This is a genomic window from Acinetobacter sp. PC34 (assembly GCF_051789135.1).
GTDB lineage: Bacteria > Pseudomonadota > Gammaproteobacteria > Pseudomonadales > Moraxellaceae > Acinetobacter > Acinetobacter johnsonii.
In genome coordinates, this window is sequence record NZ_CP196664.1 from 2,096,880 (window position 1) to 2,114,178 (window position 17,299).

At 41.3% G+C, this 17,299-nt stretch carries 16 protein-coding genes; 8 read left to right on the forward strand and 8 right to left on the reverse strand.

Annotated elements, in window-relative coordinates; genetic code table 11:
* Positions 1-36: 36 nt before the first annotated feature.
* The gene (locus ACSC9N_RS10265; RefSeq protein ID WP_004980614.1) at positions 37-237 is read right to left on the reverse strand and encodes an NF038105 family protein; all 201 of its coding nucleotides are present in this window, start codon (positions 235-237) and stop codon (positions 37-39) included.
* A 181-nt stretch (positions 238-418) separates the two neighbouring features.
* On the opposite strand from ACSC9N_RS10265, the gene ACSC9N_RS10270 reads away from it, so the two are divergent.
* The 5 genes from ACSC9N_RS10270 (at position 419) to ACSC9N_RS10290 (ending at position 3,707) form a co-directional block, all read left to right on the forward strand.
* Positions 419-1,393: a class 1 fructose-bisphosphatase gene (locus ACSC9N_RS10270; protein ID WP_058952079.1), complete on the forward strand. Its 975-nt coding sequence runs from the start codon at positions 419-421 to the stop codon at positions 1,391-1,393.
* A gap of 53 nt (positions 1,394-1,446) precedes the next feature.
* Complete coding sequence (locus tag ACSC9N_RS10275) at positions 1,447-2,223, forward strand: TrmH family RNA methyltransferase (protein ID WP_010326407.1); 777 nt, start codon at positions 1,447-1,449, stop codon at positions 2,221-2,223.
* Positions 2,224-2,384: 161 nt separating this feature from the next.
* Positions 2,385-2,999: an RNA polymerase sigma factor gene (locus ACSC9N_RS10280; RefSeq protein WP_010326406.1), complete on the forward strand. Its 615-nt coding sequence runs from the start codon at positions 2,385-2,387 to the stop codon at positions 2,997-2,999.
* On the forward strand, positions 2,996-3,313 hold the full coding sequence (locus tag ACSC9N_RS10285; RefSeq protein WP_010326405.1) for a hypothetical protein: 318 nt from the start codon (positions 2,996-2,998) through the stop codon (positions 3,311-3,313). Before ACSC9N_RS10280 ends, ACSC9N_RS10285 begins: the two co-directional genes overlap by 4 nt.
* A complete protein-coding gene (locus tag ACSC9N_RS10290; RefSeq protein ID WP_010326404.1) occupies positions 3,303-3,707 on the forward strand; it encodes a DUF3106 domain-containing protein in 405 nt (134 codons plus the stop codon). The genes ACSC9N_RS10285 and ACSC9N_RS10290 overlap by 11 nt, the downstream gene beginning before the upstream one ends.
* 76 nt (positions 3,708-3,783) lie before the next feature.
* Here the strand turns inward: ACSC9N_RS10290 and ACSC9N_RS10295 are convergent, their stop codons facing one another.
* From ACSC9N_RS10295 to cxpE, 4 genes are all read right to left on the reverse strand, one after another.
* Positions 3,784-6,204, reverse strand: a complete 2,421-nt coding sequence (locus tag ACSC9N_RS10295; protein ID WP_010326403.1) for a CSLREA domain-containing protein — start codon at positions 6,202-6,204, stop codon at positions 3,784-3,786.
* A gap of 16 nt (positions 6,205-6,220) precedes the next feature.
* Positions 6,221-8,026 (reverse strand): rhombotarget A, encoded by a 1,806-nt coding sequence (gene rbtA / locus ACSC9N_RS10300; protein ID WP_010326402.1) that lies wholly within the window; start codon positions 8,024-8,026, stop codon positions 6,221-6,223.
* 122 nt (positions 8,027-8,148) lie between these two features.
* Positions 8,149-8,853 (reverse strand): DnaA regulatory inactivator Hda, encoded by a 705-nt coding sequence (gene hda, locus ACSC9N_RS10305; RefSeq protein WP_010326401.1) that lies wholly within the window; start codon positions 8,851-8,853, stop codon positions 8,149-8,151.
* 15 nt (positions 8,854-8,868) lie between these two features.
* Positions 8,869-10,089: a chloramphenicol efflux transporter CxpE gene (gene cxpE / locus ACSC9N_RS10310; RefSeq protein WP_010326400.1), complete on the reverse strand. Its 1,221-nt coding sequence runs from the start codon at positions 10,087-10,089 to the stop codon at positions 8,869-8,871.
* 132 nt (positions 10,090-10,221) lie between these two features.
* Here cxpE and purM point away from each other — a divergent pair, with 132 nt between their 5' ends.
* Positions 10,222-11,292 (forward strand): phosphoribosylformylglycinamidine cyclo-ligase, encoded by a 1,071-nt coding sequence (gene purM, locus ACSC9N_RS10315; RefSeq protein ID WP_010326399.1) that lies wholly within the window; start codon positions 10,222-10,224, stop codon positions 11,290-11,292.
* A 5-nt stretch (positions 11,293-11,297) separates the two neighbouring features.
* Positions 11,298-11,927, forward strand: coding sequence for a phosphoribosylglycinamide formyltransferase (purN, locus tag ACSC9N_RS10320; RefSeq protein ID WP_010326398.1), 630 nt, complete (start codon positions 11,298-11,300; stop codon positions 11,925-11,927).
* A 53-nt stretch (positions 11,928-11,980) separates the two neighbouring features.
* On the opposite strand, the gene ACSC9N_RS10325 is transcribed toward purN, so the two are convergent.
* Positions 11,981-12,781 (reverse strand): alpha/beta fold hydrolase, encoded by an 801-nt coding sequence (locus tag ACSC9N_RS10325; RefSeq protein ID WP_010326397.1) that lies wholly within the window; start codon positions 12,779-12,781, stop codon positions 11,981-11,983.
* A complete protein-coding gene (gene sppA / locus ACSC9N_RS10330) occupies positions 12,778-13,797 on the reverse strand; it encodes a signal peptide peptidase SppA (protein WP_010326396.1) in 1,020 nt (339 codons plus the stop codon). The genes ACSC9N_RS10325 and sppA overlap by 4 nt, the downstream gene beginning before the upstream one ends.
* 127 nt (positions 13,798-13,924) lie before the next feature.
* Here sppA and ACSC9N_RS10335 point away from each other — a divergent pair, with 127 nt between their 5' ends.
* A complete protein-coding gene (locus tag ACSC9N_RS10335) occupies positions 13,925-14,914 on the forward strand; it encodes a lysophospholipid acyltransferase family protein (RefSeq protein WP_010326395.1) in 990 nt (329 codons plus the stop codon).
* Here the strand turns inward: ACSC9N_RS10335 and ACSC9N_RS10340 are convergent.
* Positions 14,814-17,285, reverse strand: coding sequence for a DNA internalization-related competence protein ComEC/Rec2 (locus ACSC9N_RS10340; protein WP_010326394.1), 2,472 nt, complete (start codon positions 17,283-17,285; stop codon positions 14,814-14,816). The two genes, ACSC9N_RS10335 and ACSC9N_RS10340, sit on opposite strands and share 101 nt — an antisense overlap.
* Between the last annotated feature and the right edge of the window lie 14 nt (positions 17,286-17,299).

The following is a 17,299-nucleotide window of genomic DNA, read 5'->3' on the forward strand; positions in this document are numbered from 1 at the left end:
AAAAGCGCTCCTTTCGATGAGCGCTTTTTTTATGACTTAAACTTGTTCAGGCTTGGGATTTTCATCAGATTCTTCAGCATGTTGCATAGATTCAATCATGTCATGTTTATTGAACTTTTTATACTCAGCCTTTGCTTCGTAATCTTGCCACGCTTTTTTCACGCTATCGTCTGAAATATCATCTAAGTTAATCCCTTCGCTCGGCGTTGGAGTCGCATCAAATTTTTGCGTTGTCATTGTTGTGCTCCTATTTTTACCTGATATTCCTTCCATCAACATAGCACTTTCCACAAGACTTGCAAGGGTAAAATCGAAGCAAATAGTCGAGTTTAATTGTTCTTTTGTCTCGTTCTCGACTAAAATATAGCGCAATGTTGATTTTGTTACGTATTCAAGTTTTAGTGGAGTCCTCCCCCTTATGTCATATCTCAATCTGTCCCAATTTTTAGAACAACAAACGGGAAATCTTACGCCTGAATTGGCACAAGTGATTAGCACCATTGCTGCTACTTGCCAAACCATCGATCAAGCTTTACAAAAAGGTGCTTTAGCTGGTGTCTTAGGTAGCGCGCAGCATGAAAACGTGCAAGGTGAAGAACAGAAAAAACTGGATGTAATTTCAAATGATTATTTGATTGATGCTCTAAAAATCCACCCACAAGTTGGTGGTTTAGCGTCTGAAGAATTGGATGAATTCACGCCAGCTCAAGAAAATGGCAAATATTTAGTTTTATTTGACCCACTTGATGGTTCAAGCAACATCGACATCAATATGTGTGTGGGGACTATTTTCTCAATCTTGCCTGCAAAAAATGCAGTGACACAAGCTGAAGACTTTATGCAAGCAGGCAACCAACAAGTTGCTGCGGGTTATGTACTTTATGGCCCATCAACCATGTTGGCACTAACAGTCGGCGCAGGTACGGTGTTCTTTACCTTTGACCCAGAAACTCAACAATTCTTGCTCACCTCTGAAAATATTCAAGTGGCAGCAGATACCAAAGAATATGCCATTAACTCATCAAACCAACGCCACTGGGAAAACCCAGTAAAACGTTATATTGAAGAACTTCTTGCAGGTAAAACAGGTCCACGTGAGAAAGACTTCAATATGCGTTGGGTGGCTTGTATGGTGGGCGACATTCACCGTATTCTTTGCCGTAGCGGGATTTTCATGTATCCATACGACCTCAAAGATCCGAAAAAAGCAGGTCGCCTGCGTTTAATGTATGAAGCAAACCCTATGAGTATGCTAATTGAACAAGCTGGCGGTGCATCAACAACGGGTCGCGTTCGTATTTTAGACATCGAACCAACTGACCTACACCAACGTGTCCCAGTGATTATTGGTTCTAAAAACGAAGTCGATTTAGTGACCGGCTACCACAACTAATTTTTTTTAAATGCGCATAGCCATCTGAAGCGTTATGCGCATGAGTCTCTCCCATGTCAATCGTTTTTCTTGAATCAAAAGACAACCCAAAGATTAAACATCTGCGCGGTTTAATAGAGCAAAGTAGCTACCGTAAAAAGCAAGGTCAAACTGTGCTTGAAGGGACACACTTAGGCTTAGCTTGGGTTGAAAAAAAGAAGAAACTCAATTCTATTTTCACCACTGAAAATGCACTCGAACACCCTGATATTTGCGATATTTTAGATGAATATGAGGGTGCTGTTTTTGTCATTGCTGAAAGCCTATATCGTGACTTAAGCACATTAGGGACCACTTTGCCCTTCCTGGCAGTTGTAGACTTACCAAGTTCAAGCCAAAGTGTAGACTTTAGCTTCGATACCTTGATTTTGGAAAACATTCAAGATCCAGGCAATGTAGGTACACTGCTCCGCTCTGCTGCAGCAGCGGGTATTAAGCAAGTTATTTGTACCAAAGGTTCTGCTGCACTCTGGTCACCACGTGTATTACGCGCAGGCATGGGTGCACACTTCTCACTCAACACCTATGAAAACGTTGCCATCGAAGATGTACTCGAACGCTTTGAAATTCCAGTGTATGTGACCAGCTCACATCAGGCCGAAAGTTTATATCAAAAAGATTTAACACAAGCTTGTGTCTGGATCTTAGGCAATGAAGGCCAAGGAGTTTCTGACTTTGCTTTGGCACATGCTCAAGCACTAAGCATCCCACAGCCTGGTGGCCAAGAATCTCTCAATGTCGCTATTGCGGGTTCAATCTGCTTTTTTGAAATGGTGCGTCAACGACTTTAAAATCGTTAAGTTATATTAACTAAAGTCGGCTCAGTAGAAAAAATAGATTACACTAGAAAAAATAATTACTTGTGTTGTCAACCAAACCATTATTTCCAACGTTATAGGCACATGATCGAGGAAATAATGGTGGGTATCCGATGACAGGATTTTCCATCTCTATGGATTTAGCACCCAAACAGTCTAAAACGCAGGATTCTAGTACTCTAAAGAGTACCGCCGAGTCTCGCCTAAAAAACTTCATGCAAGAAGTGACTGGTCGTGCGTTAGTAATGATGGAAACTGCCACCCAAAACCAGCAGGGTATCGCCATGGATTTGGTGCAAGAAGCTTTTATTTCATTACACAAATCTTATTCAGATCGATCTACGGAAGAATGGTATCCCCTGTTCTATACCATTTTAACCAATAAATTACAGGATTGGCGTCGTAAAGAAGCACGTCGAGCACAACCGTTTTCTTTCTTCAAAAAAGTCAGTCTTGATGATGACGATTTTGAAGTCAATGAGGTGGTCGATGAAAGAGCGCTGAATCCTTCAGACTTCTTAAGTCAAGCTGTCACTGCGGATGAAATTCAAGAAGCCATTGCTGGTCTTCCGGTTCGTCAGCAGCAAGCATTTATGTTACGTGCATGGGAAGGTTTTGATACTGCAACCACTGCGCAAATCATGAATTGCTCTGAAGGCAGCGTTAAAACTCATTACCACCGTGCGATTCAAGGCTTACGCAATGCTCTCGCACATTTGAATCCACATCTAGGAGGATCATCCGAATGAAAGATGATTTCTTAAAGCAAGTAACCTCCAAACTTGATGGGCTCGCGCAACACCACAAGAACAAACCCGTGGTGATGCAACATGTTCTTGATGACATTCAAGATCAAAAGTCCTCACGTTATGGCCTTTGGAAAATGTCTGGTTTTGCTTTAGCTGCGGCTATTGCTGGCTTTGTCGTACTTCCGAACTCTATAACCCTTGATGAAAAGCCACATAACCAAGTGGTTTCGACTCCTAAACTTTCACCTCAAATGGTTGAAGATTTAGAAATGTTATTGGTTTTAGGTGAGGACACTGTTCCACATGGCAGCTAAACGTGTCGCTTTCGCACTTTGCACGCTAGGTTTTTTACAAACCAGTTTTGCAGGTTTTGATCGTTTTTGGATTTTTTCTAAAGATGCAGATACCCAAGTGTCTGAAACATGGGAGTCGTTGTCTGAAGAAGAACAACGAGCGTTGATTCAACGTTACCAATCCCTTAAAGAACTGCCCGATGCGCAAAGTGCAGCCCTGCAACAACGTATGGACTGGTTTACTCAGTTACCTGAACAAGAAAAGCAAAAAATGCGTGACACTTGGCAACAGATGAGCACCCAAGAACGACGTGATTTACGTGTACGCATGCAAAAAGCAGATGCAGATGAACGTGTGAATATTCGAAATGAATATATCAACAAGTACATCCATAGCAACACTGCTACACATTAAGATGCCTAGTTGAATGTAAATACTTTAGAAACAGCCATAAAAAATGCCTCATGTGAGGCATTTTTTATGGCTACATTTATATTTTTCGTCGTTGTCTAAACCACGCTAATGACAACAATCCAAGCACCCCAAGGCCACTGATTGAGCCACCACCACCGCCACTCGCTTCCGTATTGGTATTTTTAGCGGTGTTCGTAAAATACATCATCGCAGATTTAGACTCTTCAGCCTCTGCATCATAGATCACATATTCAATTTCATAAGGGAATGGACTGAAATTATTGCGGACTTCGACTTCAATATTGCCGCCATAACATACATATTTTTCATATTCTCCCGGACAAGAACCTGTACGTTCTGGCTTAATATTAATGCCTGCATCCTGACGTACAATACGAATAGCAAGATCCTTTCCATTCGCATCACGGTGAAATGCTGGACGCTGATGTTCTGCCGCGACTGTACTAATCGGTCCATCACCATCATCACTATCATTTGCAAGTGGATTTACATTGAGTTTTAAAGTGCCACCATAATTCAGGGTGTATTCATCCGTTTTGGCAATAGGTTGTATATTGCTAAACTCCGCTTTTAGAATCCCCGAAGAACTTGCCTGCGTAGCCTTACTCTTTACACTATATTGGCAATACACATATTCCGTGCTTGTTGTAGGCTTACCATCGGTGCGATAAATCATGATTTGTTTTAAATCATCCTTCCACTCACAGCGTAAAGTTGGATCCGCTCTGAGTTTTGAGGTATCCAACACACCATCTTTGGCGCTGAGAACACCTACACCTAATACCTGAGTTTCAGTAATGGTATAATTCTCAGTGTTCATTTCTTTTAAAGCCGACGTTCCATCAGCAGTGTTGACCACAGCCTCATCTTGCAAGACAAACTGAAAGGGATCGACATAAATCGCTCGGTATTTTTGATGTAGTTTGGTTGCCGCTAAAAGCTCTTTATAACGCTTTAACTCTTCATTAAACTCGATCAAAAAGTCTGGATTGGTGTTTTTATCGGCGATTAATTCTTCCAATTCCTTAATATTATTCTCATACGCCTGAAGACGTTCTGCCTGCGAGGTATTTTTCAAATCAGCAATATCCGCTGCTGCTAAACGACGCAACTCAACCGATCCAATATCACAGCTGTTAGCTTCCGCAGGTGCTAACATCAATGTTCCGTCGACAATACGGTCTAGACCACGCTGGTCACTATCATTGCAGCTCAATTTACTGTTGGTATCTAGTAAATCAACTCCTCCACTATTCACTTTCGGAAAATACATTGGGCGGAATAAATTATATTTTGATGGCGAAGTTAAGGAACTGAGTAGACTTCCTATAGCCACATTTTTCACATCAATATTGGTATCTGTCGTACCATCGAGTATTCGTGCACTTGCTGCCAGTTCACACTGACTGGTTGCAGTATCAAACGCATTGTAACCTGCCGTCACACCGGCATCATATTTGTCGGATAGTGTCTGAGAACCGACATAGCGGCATGATGTATTTCCATTATATGCAAGTACATTGTAATACAACGACTTCGTACCGAAATCATCATAATCCAAAACGCTCGCGGCACTGTTTTCTACAATGGTGTTATTTGAAAATAAGAAACTACTTTCAAGACTCAGATTATGCTCTCGGGTATTAACGGCATACAAGATGCTCCCGTTTAGAGTATTCACAGTATTTTTTGCGATCGTATTATTCGCCATAGCAACTTTTGGGTTACCACAAAAATCGAATGTATTTAGATTCGATATCTGACCATTTGAAATAATACTATTCGCTCTAAACTCTATATTCGTTTTTACATCCAACAGCCCTGCATAACATTGCATTGCAAGCACACTACCTACAGTCGCTTGGTTACCTTGTAATACACTATTATTTACAGTCACCTGATGCTCACCAGAACCAACGAGATAGAGTGCTCCACCTTTTTTATCCGACTTTGAGTTTAGAATTTGTACATTATTTAAGGTTAATGCTCCACCGACCAGTAAAGCACCGCCTTCATCTGCCGAATAACCATTTTCTAGAATGACATTCTCTAGCGTCAAACTGGTCTTGGTAATGGTATTAAATAAACGTGACTTTCCACCCGCATCAATCCGTGAAGTCAGCTCACCTAGCGCTGGATACTTAAAAGTGATGGGATTTTTTTCACGATCTAAATAAGGGCTTTTCCCAAAAACCACCACTTTAGACTCGGGAACAATTTCCTTACTCAGCTTATACGTCCCGGCTGCTAACTGAATATAATCGGTTTGACCTGAACCCGTATTCCCAGCACTACAGCCGCCATAAGCCTTATTTAAACTGGCTGTTTTGATTGCCTCACGGAGTGAACATTGATTCATGTTCACATTATCTTCATCATCAAATGTGTTGACATGAATTGTTCTATCTTCTGCAGCCATTAATGTCATAGCAGCTACCACCATGACACCCAATAGTCCTTTTTTAAAGTGTTTCATGTTCGCCCTTTTCTTTTTATTTTCGACGCAGCAAAATTAAAGCAAATAACCCCAGTAAGCTCAGAATACCCGTGCTGCCCCCAGAAGTTTTAATTTTGTCACTTTCCATATGATTTTGCGGTTCTTGTACAATTTGTACATTCACTTCGACGAACGGAATATGTTCATCAAAACGTGTCGTGGTTGTGACCAGCTGTAACCTGAAAATATCAGCACCATGCCATGCTCCATTTGGCGTGTAAGTAATATTTCCTAGTTCATCAATCACCACTTTACCTTTCGATACCGTTTGAGTCTGCTGCACCCGCATACAACCGGGTTGCCACTCTTCACCATTTGGCGCTTTAGCCGATTTGAACAAGCTTGCACATTCGGTTTTGGACAGTAGATCACTATCTCCAAGCAGATCTGCAACAGAAAGTTTAGCTACTTGCCCCGCTATCAGATCTTCACCAATTAAGCTAATGGTCGTTGGGACCTCAATCTCAATTGCACCACGGTCACAAAAGGTATTATTCGTATTTCGATTCACACCACGTTGATCTGAATTTTCACAGCCAATTAAAGAATCCGTTGTGTTTACAACCACTTTACCCTTGTTCACAATTGGAGAATCTAACCAATGCGTCTGACTCATTAAAATGCGTGGACGGATATAGCCTAAAAATTTTTGGTTGGGAACAATATAAGGACACAATAAACTGTCAGCATCTGCAGACATGGTTTTACACTCACCCACCACATCACTGCCTGCAATCAAAGCGCCAGACCAAAACTCATTCGGATAATAGCTCGCACCACTGCCACAGTCACTTTGCGTGACTAAGTTGTTCTGAAGAACTGCTTTACTTAAATCCCCAGCACAGTTTTGTGTGATGGTATTTTCAGCATTCCCTAAAACGATACTATTGGCCAGATAAGCCAAGTTTGTAGATGGATTGAAATAAATCCCTTTACTGTTTCCCACCACCGTTAAGTTATTCAAAGCCATGCCATCTCGAACATTGACGACATAACCTGTATTTTTCACAAAGGTACTACTGACCAGACGTGATGCTAAACTGGATAAGGTTGTATCTTCTTTAACAGCTGCATTATTGACAGAGTAAATATTGGCACTGCTTGCATCTGTTGTTTTATTTTCTTTGAAAACTGAATTATAAATCCGAAAAGAAGGCGCGTCCCCATACAAAATAGCACCTTGTGCCGCTTGGTTTTGCTCAACCAGAGTAGAGCGAATTTCAACTAGACTACGACTAGTACCATCTTTGAGCAAGGTTGCGACATTGTAAATCGCACCCCCTTGCCCTGCAAAACCACCTGTTAATTTGACGTATTCAAGACCTAAATATTCATTGTTATAAATTAAACCACCTTGATTCACACCGCAGTCTTTCGCACAGCCCTGTAGAGTAACCTCTTTTACTAACACACGAATTAAAGCATTCTCAGCATTATCAACCCTTAATAAGTTGTCAGAACCATTCATTTTTAAGATGGCATTACTTAAACCCTGAACAGTTTCTTCCCCCACAGAACTGTCATAACTTGTTCTGAGTGTTAAATCTTTTTTGATCGCAAGATGGGTATTTAGCAAATAGGTTTTATTTTTCTCAAGCATGACGGTGGAAATCGCATCTTTGCCCCCGCAACCATAATAACCCGCCTCAGGCATACCTTGATTAATATAGTCGATAGCTTCGCGAAGTGAACATTCCGTGTCATTTTTGACAATATCGTCAGTGATGGTCACTTTAATATTATCCGAATAGGCATGACTCGCCACCAATAGCGTAGCTACACCTATGCTCTTCTTGAGCATAACGATCTCCTTGCTTTTATTTTATCTTTTCTTTTTATTCTTAGATTGCAAAATCCCTGCAATATCTAACAATTTTTTGTACTCTGTCACAGCTCGGACAATTTCTCAAGTAATATTATGATTTACCGATATTCGTCAATTAGCGCATAAATTTGTCTGAGATTTGCATTACTCAGTTTGGTTTTCTCACCTTTTAGTAGTTGAATTAGTTGTTCTAAACTTTGCAATAATACCGAGGTTTGATGCGGCCCATGCGCGAGTAAATAATCAATAATCTGTTGATCGATATGAATCCCACGACGCGATAAAACCGACATCACTAATGTAGAACGATCGGCATACAAACTTCCGTTTGGTACTTTCACACTTACAGCTTGCGTCAGGCGAGATTGTAAATCAGGTAGTTCAAGTTTTAATTCAATCGGTGCAACACGAGAAGAGAACACCAATTGGCCGCCTTCTTCGTTATTGTAGTTGATCAGGTGAAAAACCGCTTTCTGCCAATGCGGCACACCGCTTATGGCTTCGATGTCATCTAAAGCGACAAGGTCAAAACGCTCTAAAGAAGTAATTGCTTCTGTTGGCGCATCCAACAGTTCAAGTAATGAAACCTGAATCGCTGTTTTACCCACATCCAAATAAGAATCACAAATTGCTGAAAGTAAATGACTTTTCCCAGAACCTGCACTACCATACACATAAAAACGATTCATTAAACCCGCATGTAACTGACGAATCGCATCGATAACATGCCCCCATCCCGGCCCAGAAAAATCACTGATTCGGGCATCGAGTTGGGGTTCAATATCTAGTTGCAATTGACGCATGCTGGTTTGTGTATCCTAAATTTCTTTATGGTCTATCTGATCAATCTTACTTGAATTTTCAGATGCTTGCTGAGCTTTTACCGCTTGATTTTTTAGTTCAATATCAACATCGACCTGATCAGTTTCAATCGTAATTGAACCCGCTGATGAATCTTGCACAACATAAGTAGATGTACTATACATTGGGCTGTTTTCATAAAACTCACGTGCATGTCTTAATAAGACCACAATCACAGCAGCGACAGGCAATGCAATTAACATTCCTAAAATACCGCCCAATTGCGCACCAGCCAGCACTGCAAATACCACAGCAACTGGAGACAAGCCAATTTTATCGCCCAACAAAAACGGTTGTAATATATAGCCTTCCACTGCCTGACCAATCATAAAGACCACGCCAACCAAGAGTAGTTGCATCCAATCAATACCAAACTGGAATAAACTTGCAATCACTGCAGCAATAATTCCGACAGCAAAACCTAAGTACGGAATGATACTGCATAGCCCAGCCACCATCCCAATAATCAAACCGACTTCAAGTCCAATTAACTGTAAGCCCATTGCATAGACCACGCCCAAGAGCACCATGACCAAGAACTGACCTTTAACAAATGCACCAAGTACACTATGACATTCTTTAACAATGACTAAGGTCTGTTCTTCATATCGCCGTGGAATAAGACGACGGAAACTGTCCAGCATGCGATCCCAATCTAATAAAAAATAGAATGCAATAATTGGGATCAGCACAACAGTACCACCAATCTGAATGAAGTTCAGTCCAGACTGAGCCAATTTGGCAATCATAGCCTGAATACTGTCTGCACTATAGTTGGTCTGTACATATTCCATAATTGCGGCTGAAATCTGATCAACATCTAATTCCATTGGGACCAGATTAAAACTGTCAGATAACCAAGGGAGGAATTTATAATTTGCCCAATGTATACCTGAAGGAATGCTGTTCTTTGCATACATCAACTGTTCCCATACCAGTGGAACTAAATACCAAAATGCCAATGTAATGACAACGCCAATACCGATAAAAACAGCACTAATAGATAACCAACGTGGTAAGCCAATTTTATGCAGTTTATCGACCAGTGGACTAAACAGATAAGCGACTAAAAATGCACCAATAAAAGGTAAAACAACAGGCTTGAGTAGATACAACACCCAGAGTATGAGCGCGATTCCTGCCAAAATAAAAATACGTTTAAGTGTACGATCTTGCATGCAATCTCGCCTTTGTCAGATTTAATCGTTATTGAGAAAAATATTTTAGTAAAGATAACATTTTAGCGCAGAAATAACATATGTGTTTCGTATATTCAGGTATAATCGCCCCGCGAATGCGGAGACTTCATTATGAGCAACTCAACTTCTACCCCAAACACTGGTTTAAGCTACAAAGATGCAGGTGTCGACATTGAAGCGGGCGACGCGTTAGTCGATCGTATCAAATCTGTCGCGAAGCGTACTACTCGTCCTGAAGTAATGGGCGGATTAGGTGGCTTCGGTGCACTTTGTAAAATCCCTAAAGGTTATGAAGAACCTGTTCTCGTATCTGGCACGGACGGTGTTGGTACAAAATTACGTTTAGCATTGAATTTGAACCGTCATGACACGATTGGTCAAGACTTGGTTGCAATGTGTGTAAACGATCTTCTTGTATGTGGCGCTGAGCCATTATTCTTCCTTGACTACTATGCAACTGGCCATCTTAATGTAGATGTGGCTGCAAACGTAGTTACTGGTATCGGTACAGGCTGTGAACTTGCTGGTTGTGCATTGGTTGGTGGTGAAACTGCCGAAATGCCTGGCATGTATGAAGGCGAAGATTACGACTTGGCAGGTTTCTGTGTAGGCGTAGTTGAGCAAAGCAAAATTATTGATGGCTCTAAAGTCAAAGCGGGTGACGTTTTAATTGGTGTTGCATCAAGTGGTGCTCACTCAAACGGTTACTCTCTACTTCGTAAAATTTTAGACGTGAAAAACGTTGACTTGGCGCAAATCGTTGATGGTCGTCCACTTGCCGATGTTGCAATGGAACCAACACGTATTTACGTGAAGCCTATTCTTCAACTTTTAAAAGAAGTTGATGTACACGCAATGGCGCACATTACTGGTGGTGGTTTACCAGGTAACTTACCACGCGTATTGCCGAATGGTGCTCAAGCTGTTGTGAATGAAGCATCTTGGGAATGGCCAGAATTGTTTAAACTTCTTCAACGTGAAGGTGGTGTTGAACAGTTCGAAATGTATCGCACATTCAACTGTGGCGTAGGCATGGTCTTAGTTGTTGATGCAGCTGATGCGGATAAAACAGTTGAACGACTCAATAGCCTTGGTGAAAAAGCTTTCACTATGGGGCATATCGCAGACAATGCTGAGTCAGTTGAAGGCGCAGACGAAAAAATCCGTGTGGTATTCGCTTAAGTCATATGATTAAAATTGCTGTTCTGGTTTCGGGAAGTGGATCAAACCTTCAAGCCTTGATTGATGCCAATCTGTCAGGGCAAATTGTGGGTGTCATTTCCAACAAACCTGAAGCCTATGCGCTACAGCGTGCTGAAAATGCAGGTATTGCGACAGCGGTCATTGAGCACAAACAGTATCCTCATCGTGAAGCTTTTGATGATGTCATGCATCAACAATTGCTCGATTGGGATGTGGACTTGGTGGTTCTTGCTGGCTTTATGCGTATTTTAAGTGAGAAATTTGTCAGTGCTTGGGAAGGGAAAATGATCAACATTCACCCTTCTCTTCTACCGCATTACAAAGGTATGCATACCCATCAGCGCGTCTTGAATACTGGCGATCAACTGCATGGCTGTACCGTGCACTATGTGACGGCTGAACTCGATGCAGGTCAAGCTTTAGCACAAGGTGTACTGCAAGTTGGTTCACATGATGGTGTGAATAGTTTGGCCCAGCGTGTACATACGCTTGAGCATATCATCTACCCGCAAGTGGTAGAGTGGATTTGTACACAAACGATTCAGCATACAGACCAAGGCGTTCTCTACCGCGACACCTTGATGCACGAGCCAATTCAGTTTTGCAAATTTTGAAAATAGAAAACGCCTCCAAGGAGGCGTTTTTTTATGGTTGCTAAAAAGTACTATTAAACATTTTCTTGAATCAGCGCCTTAATCAGAGCAACCGTTTCTTCTGGTCGCTCCAAAGGAAACATATGGCTTCCCTCAACGATTTGATAAGGAATGCCAAATTTCTTTTTCACTATTTGTGGAAAACCTGGACCAATAAAAGGACCTTTTTTAGCAATCATTAAATGCATCGGCACTTGTGGTTTGCACTGAGGTAGCCACCATAAAGAAGGATTGGTTCTGAAGATATGAACTTCATCCATTTTTGCAATCGTAAGTTCAACACCGCCACGGACACGATCTTCCGTTAAAGCATATTCAATATAAGCTTGAAAGCAGTCTGGATCAAAGTCTTTATAAAAACCTTTTGGACGTAAAAGTTCAGCTGCTTGCTCACGGCTTTCCCAATGGTCACGACGCCGTAAAGATAGCGCTGCTGGTGACATGGTATCAACCATTTTTAACTTCAACATTTTCGCAAAGTGTAATGCAAACGAGGCTTTGCCCATGATCAAAGGCGGGTCTATCATGATGACTTGTTGAAATAACTCAGGACGCTGTAACGCCGCCTGAAACGTCAGCACTGATCCTAATGAATGTCCTAAACCAATCACTTTACGACCCTGTGCCTGACGAACAATACTGTCAATCACTTGCTGAGTTAAGCTTTTCCAATGGTTATCAATCGGGTAGTTTTTATCTGGTCCTAGTAAAGGGACATAGATCACATCATACTGATCTGACAATAAATCAAATAATTTCTGATAGACCTTAGAAGGCACGCCATTGGCGTGCGCAAAATGAATTAAAGGTTTCATTGCAGTTTCGTGGTCTGTTCAGATTGCATTTGATTTGAAAGTGAAGATGCAAAACCAGCTCCCATAGATGCACCTAAACGGCCTAATACAGCATCTAGTGGGCTATGTACCACCGTATAATCCATCGCTTTATCGGTATTTAGTTCACGTTTTAAAGTATGTAAATTACCAATACGATCAGCAATACCCAGTTTGACCGCCTGATCCCCTGTCCAGAAAAGACCTGAGAAAAGTGCAGGATCGTTCGACTTTAACTTTTTGCCACGACCTTGTTTCACAGCATTAATAAAATGCTCGTGTACATTATCAAGTACACCTTGAACATGTGCGCGCTGCGCAGGGTTAACGGGTTGTGTCATTGATAATAAAGCTTTGTTTTGACCAGAGGTCATAGTGCGGTCTTCAACACCTAGTTTTTGCATGAGGCCATTCACCCCATAGTTCGGCATAATCACACCGATTGAACCCACTAAACTCGAAGGATTCACCAAGATTTCGTCCGCAGCAGATGCGATATAGTAAGCACCTGATGCACCTGTATCACCAATCACCGCATACAATTTTTTATCGCTATGCGCTTTTTTCAAATATTGAATTTCTTGCCAGATTTCATCCGACTGAACCGGAGAACCGCCCGGTGAATTAATATTGAGCACCACCGCTTGGCTTTGTTTATTTTCAAAAGCTTTCTTTAATGACTTAATCGTGTCATCACTGTTTACGCTTTGCTCATCAGCGGCAATGGTACCAACAATATCAACTACAGCTATGTGTTTAGATGCGGTTGCATCCGTACCACTAGTCGAACAGCTCTTGGTCATGGCAAATAGAATAAACAAAAGATAGGCGAAAGTTAGACATTTGAAAAAGATGCCCCAACGACGTGCACGACGTTGTTCCTCGACGGAAGCTAAAACTGCTTTCTCTAAAAGTTTCCATTCGTTTCCTGTCGGTTGTTCATGTACAGGCTGTTGTTTCGGCGTTTCATTTTCTGGTTTTGGTGGCCAATCGGACATATAACAATCCAAACTTGAATAAAATTGCCCTCATTATATACACTGATTTGTAGAAAACTGTCGAAACAGTTTATTTTAGCCTATAATATTTTATGTTTTTATCCACATGCACCATTGACTCTAAAGAATGACTAAAGCACAAGAGCAAAACTCGACTTATCGTTTACTGCGTTTTGTAAGCAAACAACCTATTAAATTTGCACGTTTTTTTGCTAAAGGTTTAGCAGGCTTAGTCAATCTTTTAAAAATCAGTAAAAACAATGACGCCCTCAGACTCAACTTAAAAATTGCACTGCCTGAGCTGAGTGATGAGCGACGTGAAATGATTGCGAAGCAAGCAGTGCGTAATGAACTGACCACCTATTTTGAGTTTTTTAGTATCTGGGGTTCAAGCAACCAAAAAAATATTGAACGCGTCCAAAAAGTACATGGCGAACATTTGCTACATCAGGCGCTTGCCGCTCAGAAAGGTTTAGTCTTAATCGTACCTCATTTTGGGACTTGGGAAATTATGAATAGTTATGTCGCCCAATTTACTGAAATGACTATTATGTATAAACCGGTCAAAGATCCTGGTGCTGACTTATTTGTTCGTGAGGCGCGCAGTCGTGAAGGCGCTCAGCTTGTGCCGACCGATGAATCAGGGGTACGCCAAATTTTTAAGGCGCTCAAACAAGGGGGAACAACCGTAATTCTGCCCGATCATACCCCAAAACAAGGCGGTGAAATGATTCCTTATTTTGGCTTTCCTTTGGCTTCAAGTAACCTGAGCGCCAAACTGATTCAAAAAACCAAAGCCAAGGCTTTACTGCTCTATGCTATTCGTAATGACGATGGCTTTGATATGTACATTGAAGAAATGAGCGAAAGTATTTATCAAGGTACAGCCAATGATGGCACCTTCGTCATTCACCAAGCTATTGAGGACTTGGTCCACCGTTATCCTGAGCATTATCATTGGACCTATAAGCGCTTTAAAGCCAACCCTAAACTTCGAGCACTGTATAACCTTCCCTTTAATGAGGCTGTGACCCGTTTAGAGCAATTGCGTTTGGAACAACAGAATCAGTCGACTGCAACCACTGTCGAGTCTGACGTTGTATCGTCAGTTCAATAATCCCTGTAGGCTGCACAATAAAACCGATACTGCCTTGCTCTACTGTTGTTAAGAGTGGGATATTTAAAGCTTTCAAACGAGTTTGCGTTACTGTACTTGGATGTCCATAACGGTTATTGAACCCTGCTGAGGCAATTGCTAATTTCGGTTGATAATGTTTTAAAAACGCATAGGCTGAACTATGTCGACTGCCATGATGACCCAAGACCAATACATCAACTTTTAAGTCTGGATAATCCTGTAATAATTGAAACTCGGTTTGCCAGCCTGCATCCCCCATAATCAAAAAATACTGATAAGGCTGTACACCCTTCACTTGTATATAGACTACACAAGATAACTCATTTTGCTGATATGGCACTTGTGCCAATTGATTGGCTTTCGGTGACAAAATTTTGATTTCCACTTGTTCAGACCATTGCCAGATCTGACCTTGTTGGCAATAGTTAAAGTTTGACGTAGTCGCCACATCCAATTGCTGATTAGAGTAAACTTGATTGATCGACAACTCATTTTTTAATGTGGCATAACTTCCACTATGATCTTGATCCAAATGTGTAAGTATCAGCTGATCTAATTGGCTCACGCCTTGCTTCGATAAAAATGGCTGAATAATCTGCTTAGCAACGCTAAACTTCGATTCATCATAGGAGCCACCAACATCAATCATGGCATGCTGTTGCCCATCTTGCATATACACCGCTTGTCCCTGACCGACATCCAATACGACCAACTCAAAAGGACGGTTTTGGCTGCTAAACCCCAACAAAGGAATCAAACCTAACACCAGCCATGATTTTGGTAGACTCGGTTTGGGCATAAAAATAATGATTAAGAGCACAATCAATAAAATGACTTGCCAAGTATTGAGCGCAATCGGGTATAACTTAATCGGTAGTAGCGCATCCAATCCATTGAGTATGCCCAATAAAAATACCAGCACCCAATCTGCCAACTGAAACAAAAGGCTGCTCAGCGGTTCAAAAAGATAAAAAGTAAATGCTGCCAAAACCTCCAGTGGTACAACCAGTAAACTGATCAGTGGAATAGCGACAAGGTTACTGATTGGACTCACCCATGAGACTTGCTTGAAGAAAATAATCACCAAAGGCATCAGAGCCACAAATATTTTCCACTGCGACTCAACCAAAAGTTTTAAGCTAAAAACGAGTTTTTTCTGCCAAGACTGCGGGCGACTCAAATCCAGCCGAATAGTCGTTTGATAAATGCGTAAAAGCACAAAGCATGCACCATAGGACAGCCAAAAGGCAGCTGATAGAATTGAAAAAGGGTCTAACAGTAAAAGGAGTGATGCACTCAATAAGAGTAACGTCAAAGCTGAAATTTTCTGCCTGAGCCAAATCAACACACTTAAACAGAAACAACTGAGTAAAGTACGAAGTGCAGGAATTTCAAAACCAACAAAGGCACAATACAGCAATACGCAGCAACAAAATGGCAGTAACAATGCATAAGGTCGTGGGATTTTTAGAAAAATCTGTGGCCAATAACGATTCAGCACCTTTTGTAACAGCCAACACAGCATCACGGCAAAGATCAGCACATGTGGCCCAGAAATCGCTAATAAATGGCTAATGCCAAAGCGTTGAAAAAGTGCTGTCGTCTCCTTATCTAAAAAACTTTCATCCCCAGTCAGGAGTGCTAGAATTAAGCCCTTATGGCTTAAAGGCTGGCTATAAATAAAATGACGAATGTTTAAGCGCTGTTGTTCTATACCCAGTTGAATTTTATTGAGTACACCCTGCTGTTTTCTTAAATAATGGGTATAGCCTAATGCAGAAATTTCTGACTCAGACAAGGGGTGTATGTGCTTGAGTTTAAAACCCGACATGAGATTACGTTGCAGATACCACTGCTCAACATCGAATACACCTTGCACCGCATAACTATGCGCAGGACGTATTTCCCCTATCAGTCGGTAGTATTTCCCAAGTTCCAAGACCACTTGCTCATCCGAGATCCTTTTTTGAAAACCCAACCACTGCACTGGTTGCACATGTCGGTTCAAGACCTGTATTTCTTGCTGAATGGTCTCAGCACCCAGTTGGTTAACTTTTGCGATATAAACAATAATTTCAGCATCTTCAACTTTTGTTTCTTTATAGGCTAGACGCTGTTGCAAAGCTGATTGTGCATAATGATATCCTGCAGTTAAAAACAACATTGAATAAATCAGTCCACATAAAAACTGCAAAATAAGGACGTGTTTGTGCTTAAAGAGAAAAAGCTGTAACGGCAAAAGTACAGTGACCAAAATCAATGCTGGGTAAAAAAGGTGATTTAGGATGGGGACGGTCTGCCCCATCAGTGCAATTCCTACAATCCAAGCAGCAGCATATAAAAACTTCATTCTTTTAATCAGTT

Excerpts from the sequence above, each read along its gene's own strand:
- ACSC9N_RS10340 (WP_010326394.1), bottom strand. The coding sequence starts at position 17,285 with ATGAAGTTTTTATATGCTGCTGCTTGGATTGTAGGAATTGCACTGATG.
- cxpE (WP_010326400.1), bottom strand. The coding sequence starts at position 10,089 with ATGCAAGATCGTACACTTAAACGTATTTTTATTTTGGCAGGAATCGCG.
- ACSC9N_RS10280 (WP_010326406.1), top strand. The coding sequence starts at position 2,385 with ATGGATTTAGCACCCAAACAGTCTAAAACGCAGGATTCTAGTACTCTA.
- ACSC9N_RS10275 (WP_010326407.1), top strand. The coding sequence starts at position 1,447 with ATGTCAATCGTTTTTCTTGAATCAAAAGACAACCCAAAGATTAAACAT.
- rbtA (WP_010326402.1), bottom strand. The coding sequence starts at position 8,026 with ATGCTCAAGAAGAGCATAGGTGTAGCTACGCTATTGGTGGCGAGTCAT.
- ACSC9N_RS10335 (WP_010326395.1), top strand. The coding sequence starts at position 13,925 with ATGACTAAAGCACAAGAGCAAAACTCGACTTATCGTTTACTGCGTTTT.
- hda (WP_010326401.1), bottom strand. The coding sequence starts at position 8,853 with ATGCGTCAATTGCAACTAGATATTGAACCCCAACTCGATGCCCGAATC.
- ACSC9N_RS10325 (WP_010326397.1), bottom strand. The coding sequence starts at position 12,781 with ATGAAACCTTTAATTCATTTTGCGCACGCCAATGGCGTGCCTTCTAAG.
- ACSC9N_RS10295 (WP_010326403.1), bottom strand. The coding sequence starts at position 6,204 with ATGAAACACTTTAAAAAAGGACTATTGGGTGTCATGGTGGTAGCTGCT.
- ACSC9N_RS10270 (WP_058952079.1), top strand. The coding sequence starts at position 419 with ATGTCATATCTCAATCTGTCCCAATTTTTAGAACAACAAACGGGAAAT.
- ACSC9N_RS10265 (WP_004980614.1), bottom strand. The coding sequence starts at position 237 with ATGACAACGCAAAAATTTGATGCGACTCCAACGCCGAGCGAAGGGATT.
- ACSC9N_RS10285 (WP_010326405.1), top strand. The coding sequence starts at position 2,996 with ATGAAAGATGATTTCTTAAAGCAAGTAACCTCCAAACTTGATGGGCTC.
- purM (WP_010326399.1), top strand. The coding sequence starts at position 10,222 with ATGAGCAACTCAACTTCTACCCCAAACACTGGTTTAAGCTACAAAGAT.
- sppA (WP_010326396.1), bottom strand. The coding sequence starts at position 13,797 with ATGTCCGATTGGCCACCAAAACCAGAAAATGAAACGCCGAAACAACAG.
- ACSC9N_RS10290 (WP_010326404.1), top strand. The coding sequence starts at position 3,303 with ATGGCAGCTAAACGTGTCGCTTTCGCACTTTGCACGCTAGGTTTTTTA.
- purN (WP_010326398.1), top strand. The coding sequence starts at position 11,298 with ATGATTAAAATTGCTGTTCTGGTTTCGGGAAGTGGATCAAACCTTCAA.